This is a genomic window from Microcoleus sp. CAWBG640 (genome assembly GCF_020883015.1).
Classification (GTDB): Bacteria; Cyanobacteriota; Cyanobacteriia; order Cyanobacteriales; family Microcoleaceae; genus Microcoleus; species Microcoleus anatoxicus.
In genome coordinates, this window is sequence record NZ_JAHRFC010000137.1 from 1 (window position 1) to 6,105 (window position 6,105).

4 protein-coding genes are annotated in these 6,105 nt (G+C 44.7%); all 4 read left to right on the forward strand.

All coding sequences use genetic code 11. From position 1 onward, the window contains the following. Nucleotides 1-643 (forward strand): catalase (locus AAFP11_RS28700; RefSeq protein WP_341740090.1); only part of this gene is annotated, 643 nt, incomplete at its 5' end. 361 nt (nt 644-1,004) lie between these two features. Beyond that, nucleotides 1,005-1,445 (forward strand): peroxiredoxin, encoded by a 441-nt coding sequence (locus tag AAFP11_RS28705; protein ID WP_341740032.1) that lies wholly within the window; start codon nt 1,005-1,007, stop codon nt 1,443-1,445. 232 nt (nt 1,446-1,677) lie between these two features. Then, complete coding sequence (locus AAFP11_RS28710) at nt 1,678-4,332, forward strand: C39 family peptidase (RefSeq protein WP_341740031.1); 2,655 nt, start codon at nt 1,678-1,680, stop codon at nt 4,330-4,332. Between the two features lie 189 nt (nt 4,333-4,521). Continuing rightward, nucleotides 4,522-5,421, forward strand: coding sequence for an AraC family transcriptional regulator (locus tag AAFP11_RS28715; protein WP_341740030.1), 900 nt, complete (start codon nt 4,522-4,524; stop codon nt 5,419-5,421). Nucleotides 5,422-6,105: the final 684 nt, after the last annotated feature.

Sequence of the window (6,105 nt, forward strand, 5' to 3'; positions counted from 1 at the left end):
GAAGCACTCAGAGTTTCCCTTAATTAATGTGGGAATTCTCGAACTCAATCGCAATCCCCAAAACTTTTTTGCGGAAGTAGAACAGGCGGCATTTTCTCCTTCTAATGTCGTTCCAGGAATTAGCTTCTCTCCAGATAAGGTGCTGCAATCTCGCATCATGTCCTATGCAGATGCTCAACGCTATCGTCTCGGTGCAAACTATCAGCAATTGCCGGTTAATCAACCAAAATGTCCGGTGATGCACTACCAGCGGGATGGCGCAATGGCATTGGGTAACAACGGTGGTAGCGCGCCGAACTACGAACCCAATAGCCATGATGATACGCCCAAGCAAAACTGTGTCTATGCTGACCCAGCTTGGGACTTGGGAAATGTCAAAGTCGATCGCTACGATCATCGTAAAGGCAATGACGACTACACCCAAGCAGGAGACCTCTATCGCTTGATGAAACCCGACGCACAGCAGCGGCTTGTCGCTAATATTGTGGAAAGTTTGGGTGGAGCAAAACCGGAGATTCAGATGCGCCAACTGTGCCATTTCTTCCGCGCCGATCCGAATTACGGCCGCCAAGTGGCAGAAGGTTTAGGGATTAAGCTCGATCCATCGATGATGGCGGCGGCTGCTCAACCGGTGGGCGTGTAGCATCGGAATTAATATTACCTATAATCAGGAGACGGCAATGCCGTTTCCCTACAATTAATCACGGTTTACTCGTTACCAGGCTGGAGCCTGGTAACGCTGTTCTGGAGGATCTGCCGACCTTTCCATATTCCCCAGCGAGGCAGAGCAAGAGTGATATGGGTTCCCAGGCTGGAGCCTGGGAACCAGTTAATATATTCGTAGGGGGGAAGCATGACCGTAGTAAATCTCTGGCGATCGTTAATAAATTGCCTGCGGTCATGCTTCGCCCTTCCAAAAGTGAGATGCACCCATTCCAAAGGTACATAACCAAGTAAAATAAGTTGAGGAACTGCAAGAAAAACCAAACAAGGGAAACAAAACTATGACTTTACCAGTTGGATGCGCCGCCCCTCAATTTACCGCCAAAGACACCAATGGCAAAACAGTATCCCTCTCTGAATTCTCCGGTAAAACCGTCATATTGTATTTCTACCCCAAAGACGACACCCCCGGCTGCACCAGACAAGCCCAAAGCTTCAAAGCAGCTTATGAAGAATACAAGGACAAAGATATTGTAGTTCTCGGTGTCAGCCGCGATAATGAGGAATCTCACCAAAAGTTCACAGAAAAATACTGTTTGCCTTTCCAGCTATTAGCAGATGTGGATGGCGCGATTACCAAAGCCTACGATGTCGAAAAAGGTGATTATGCCAAGCGCGTCACCTTTGTCATCGATGGTACCGCCAAAATCATTCAAGTTTTTGAAGGAGAAACCATGAAAGTTGACTCTCACGCTCAAGATATTCTGGTCACAATTGTGTAGTTAAGTTAACTAAAATTAATCATGTCGATCGACAGGTGAATATTTTAGCCGATCGAACTTAAAGGCACTTACCGCCCTGAGACTGAATCTAGGGGCGGTTTTGTTTGCGATCGAGCAGTTATGTTTGATAAAATCAGAATTTATCATTGTGATAGCTGAACAATTACCAAATTTGTGCCAATTTTAAATTAACAGCCAGATTTAACAGCAAACCTAGCTAAGAGAGATTGAGATGACAAACAGCACCAGTATTTTGACCTACTTAGGCCCTCAAGAAATTGAGGCGAATCGAGCCTCCGCCCTAGTGGGCATTTTTGACAAAAATCGAGTGGCTGGGATTTCAGCAACCGAAGGCACAAATGCCCTGAATGTAGAAATAAATTTATCTACAGGTACTTGGAGTATCGGTTTACCCAAAGGCTTCGACAACCCTGGAATTCGCACATTGCAAGTAAAAGCAACTGATAAAACAGGCAAAGTTATCGGCGAACAAACATTTAATATCAAAGTCAATCCTGCTACTAACTCCGCCCTTCCCTTGTTGATGTTAGTTGTCCTCCAAAATACCAAATTTAAAGCGGGAACAATCGCATCAGCCAGTCTCAATGACCAACAAAAAGCCGACACAATCGCGGGTCAAACCTATATGCTGGCAGATTATGAGTTAGACGATAGACACCTGAGAGTAGAACTAAATAATCCCATTTCTCCTGTGGGAAAATCTGGCTATTTCTATGAAGAACACGTTTTGCTAACCAAAGGTGCAAAAGTTCTCAGATTCGATCGCACTGACTTACCGACACCCCCACCGGGAATGCAGTTACTTTGGGTAGTCAAAAAAAGTAAATTGAAGCTCAGCCCCGCTGATTCTGCTACCTTATCCTCCACTCAAAAAGTAGACCTCAGTCAGGGAGAAACCTTCAATATCCTCGGCTATGCTTGCATGGAAAATCATTTTCGAGTCACCTTCGATCGCCCCATACCCAACTTGGGAACTTCCGGTTTTCTGTACTCGCAGCACGTCCAAATTTTGCAAAATGGTCGAGGTATTCCCTTTGACACAAATGCAGTCACCATGACTGTTCTCAAAACTACTGTGTTTAAAAAGCGACCAGCGAATGCAGCGACTCTGCAACCACAGGAAAAAATTACTTTACCAGCGGGAATAATTTACGGAATTAGCGGATTTTCCATCGAACAAGGCCACATTAAAGTCTCTCTTACTGAAAATTTACCGCCCTTTGGTAATACCGGTTTTATTTTTCCCGATTTTGTACAATTTGCCCGCGGTGGCAAATCTTTCAATCCGGCACCAAATTTAACTTATCAAGGTCCGACGGAAGTGTTGCTGAATCAGACGATCGCACTTTCAGGTACTTTTGATAAACAAGAAGCAGTCAAAGTTGAAGTCATAGCCGAGGATAAGCTGCCACTAAACGTCACACTAAACCAAACAGCAGGCACTTGGCAAGTAAATTTAGCCAAAGGATTTAGCACGCCTGGAGCTCGTTGGCTGCGACTGCGAGCGACTGATAGCAAAGGCAATGTTACTGGCAGTCAAATCATTTATATTACCGTAAGTTCTGACCCCTTAACTGTCGGGAAAGATTTGACTTTAAAGATAGTTTCTGATACTTTATTTAAAGTAGCTCCAGTGGACTCTTCCCGACTAGACAATCAGCAAAAAATTCTGGTCAAAGCTGGGCAAACTTTGATTGTTAACAAGTACGGATTTATTGACGGCCATCTCAAGGTGGTTTTGGATGCGGCAATTACGCCGATCGGCACTTTTGGCTATTTTTATGAACCAGACGTTCAGCTAGCCAAAGGTACAAAAATCCTGAAATTTGACCTAGCTGATGTACCCAATACTAACATCAGCGCTCAACTTTTGGTAACTCAAACCACCCAGATTAAAGGTTCACCGGAAGATTCACTGAAACTCCCAGCAAATCAGGTGGCTGACCTAATTTTAGGCAGTAGCTATGCCATTACTGGCTATGCCTGCATTTTGGGTCATTTCCGCGTAACTCTTGCCGAATCTATTCCTGATTTTGGGAATGTGGGCTTTATCTATTGGCGTCACGTTCAAATTAAAAAATTAGATAAAGAAATTATCTTTGATCCCGATGCTTTGACCATAACAATGTTGCAACCAACTGTGTTCAAAAAACGACCAGTTGATGCTAACCAATTGAGCGCTACGGAAAGGAATACGTTACCTCTGGGTCGAGTTTACGGTGTGGAAAGCTACGGTGTGGAAGGAAATCACCTGAAGATTTCTTTGACGGAAGAACTGCCTAATTTTGGCAATACAGGTTTTGTTGTTCCTACTTCTGTTCAGTTTAAACGGGGTGATAAAGTTTTCGATCCTGTTCCAAATAATGTGGAATTGAATGTGCCCTATTTTTCGCAGCGTGATAATCCCCGTTTTGATTGGTCTACTTGCAATGTAACTGCGATCGCGATGGTACTTTATTACTATGGTGTTCGTTCTAAGTGGGGCGGACAGTTGGAGGATGAGTTATTGCAGTGGTGTTTTGACTATGCGGGTCAGGGTTCACAAACGGATCATAACGTGCTTTCGGCGCTGATTAAGGCTTACGGGTTCAAGACGAGTTTTAGTACGACTCGGAAATGGGCTGATTTGCGATCGGAATTGTTGAATCGGCGGCCAGTGGTTTTAGCAGGAGATTTTACTGCTTCGGGTCATATTATCACTTTAATTGGTTACAATTCCGACGGTTATATCGTCCAAGATCCTTGGGGAGATGCACTCACTGGTTATAGGGATACTGAGGGTAGAAAGTTGATGTATCCTTACAATTATATGAATCAAGTCGCCGGGCCCGATGGGAATATTTGGGCGCATTTTATCTCGCGCTAATTTAAAAGAGAGAGAGGGCGGGGATTCTTGGCACCGCCCCTACAAAAGGGTGGATAAGAGTATTCAAAGTCACCCTTGTTAATCAGGATTTAGGGCGATCGAAACTTGGCTAAAAGCTAAAAGTATTGAGATGCGTTTTGTGTGTTTCATAAATATATGATAGGGCAACTACGGTAGCAGGTGTAAGCTATGTCCTCAGAGAAACCGTTAATTCTAGATTTTGCCCAGACAGACGCGACGAAATTGATTCTTCCGCGTCCCGCAATCCTGTCGAGTCACGGTGCAAAGTGGGAGGGAATTCACGTCGAATATCACCGTCAGCCACCACCACACCAATGTCCTGAACACTGTTTCCAACAGCACAGCATTGGGCTGATACTCAATTCAGTAACAGTAACAGGAATACTGAACGGAAAACACTACGGTAGCGAACCGTGGCAAAGTGGAGAGATGTTCATCGGTGCTGCTGGTACTGATTTCCAGTCAAGTGCAGTCGAAGAACCTGAATTTATGGCGATCGCCCTTGAACCTACCGACTTCGACAATACAGTTGGCGAATCAACCAATTCAAACCTCATTGAGATTATACCGCAATGGCAAATCTGCGATCCGTTAATTTTCGGCATTGCCTGGGCTCTGAAAACCGAACTGGAATCAGGTGGATTAAACGGCACTCTTTATGTCGATGCACTGAAAAACGCACTTTCAATGCACATACTGCACCGCTATTGTGCACAAAAACCGCATCGGCGAGATTTTGAAGGCGGTCTCGATCCGGGCAAATTGCAGATAGTTATTAACTACATAAATGACCACCTAAACCGAGATTTGCACATAGCTGAACTGGCTAACTTAGTGCAGATGAGTCCTTATTATTTCAGTCGTTTGTTCAAACAATCAATTGAAATCACGCCCCATCAATACGTCACCCAGTACCGGATTGAAAAAGCCAAACAATTGTTGAAAAAGCCAGATTTATCAATAGCCTATATTTCGCAGCAAGTCGGGTTTCACGACCAAAGTCACTTTAGCAAGACTTTCTGCAAAATCGTCGGTGTGACTCCTAAGAAATATCGCGATTCACTTTAATAAAGGTAATACCCGCAGTGCGGCAGTCCGGCAGTTCGGCAGGGGTTTAAACCCCTGCCTCAAAGCAGAAGTCGGTTGAAACCGACTGAAAAGCTAGATTAAATCATCATCAATCCCAGTCCTCTTTGAGAGGACTTTCGCTATGAGACAGGGGTTTTCAACCCCTGGCGGACCCTCGGATTTACCCAAAATCTTTCGCATTCAAAAATCTTCGCATTCACCCACAAATCCGCCGGAGTTTGCGGATTAACCCAAAAGTCCGCCGGGGAATCAATTCCCCGTCGAGAAAGCAGAAGTCGGTTGAAACCGACTGAAAAGCTAGATTAAATCATCATCAATCCCAGTCCTCTTTGAGAGGACTTTCGCTATGAGACAGGGGTTTTCAACCCCTGGCGGACTCTCGGACTTACCCACAATCTTTCGCATTCAAAAGTTTTCGCATTCACCCACAAGTCCGCCAGGGAATTAATTCCCTGTCTCATAGCAAAAGTCGGTTGAAACCGACTGGCAAATCCAATTAAATTACGATCGATCTTAGTCCTCTTTGAGAGGACTTCCGCTATGAGACAGGGGTTTTCAACCCCTGGCGGACTCTCGGACTTACCCACAATCTTTCGCATTCAAAAGTTTTCGCATTCACCCACAAGTCCGCCAGGGAATTAATTCCCTGTCTCATAGCAAAAG

Excerpts from the sequence above, each read along its gene's own strand:
- AAFP11_RS28705 (WP_341740032.1), top strand. The coding sequence starts at position 1,005 with ATGACTTTACCAGTTGGATGCGCCGCCCCTCAATTTACCGCCAAAGAC.
- AAFP11_RS28710 (WP_341740031.1), top strand. The coding sequence starts at position 1,678 with ATGACAAACAGCACCAGTATTTTGACCTACTTAGGCCCTCAAGAAATT.
- AAFP11_RS28715 (WP_341740030.1), top strand. The coding sequence starts at position 4,522 with ATGTCCTCAGAGAAACCGTTAATTCTAGATTTTGCCCAGACAGACGCG.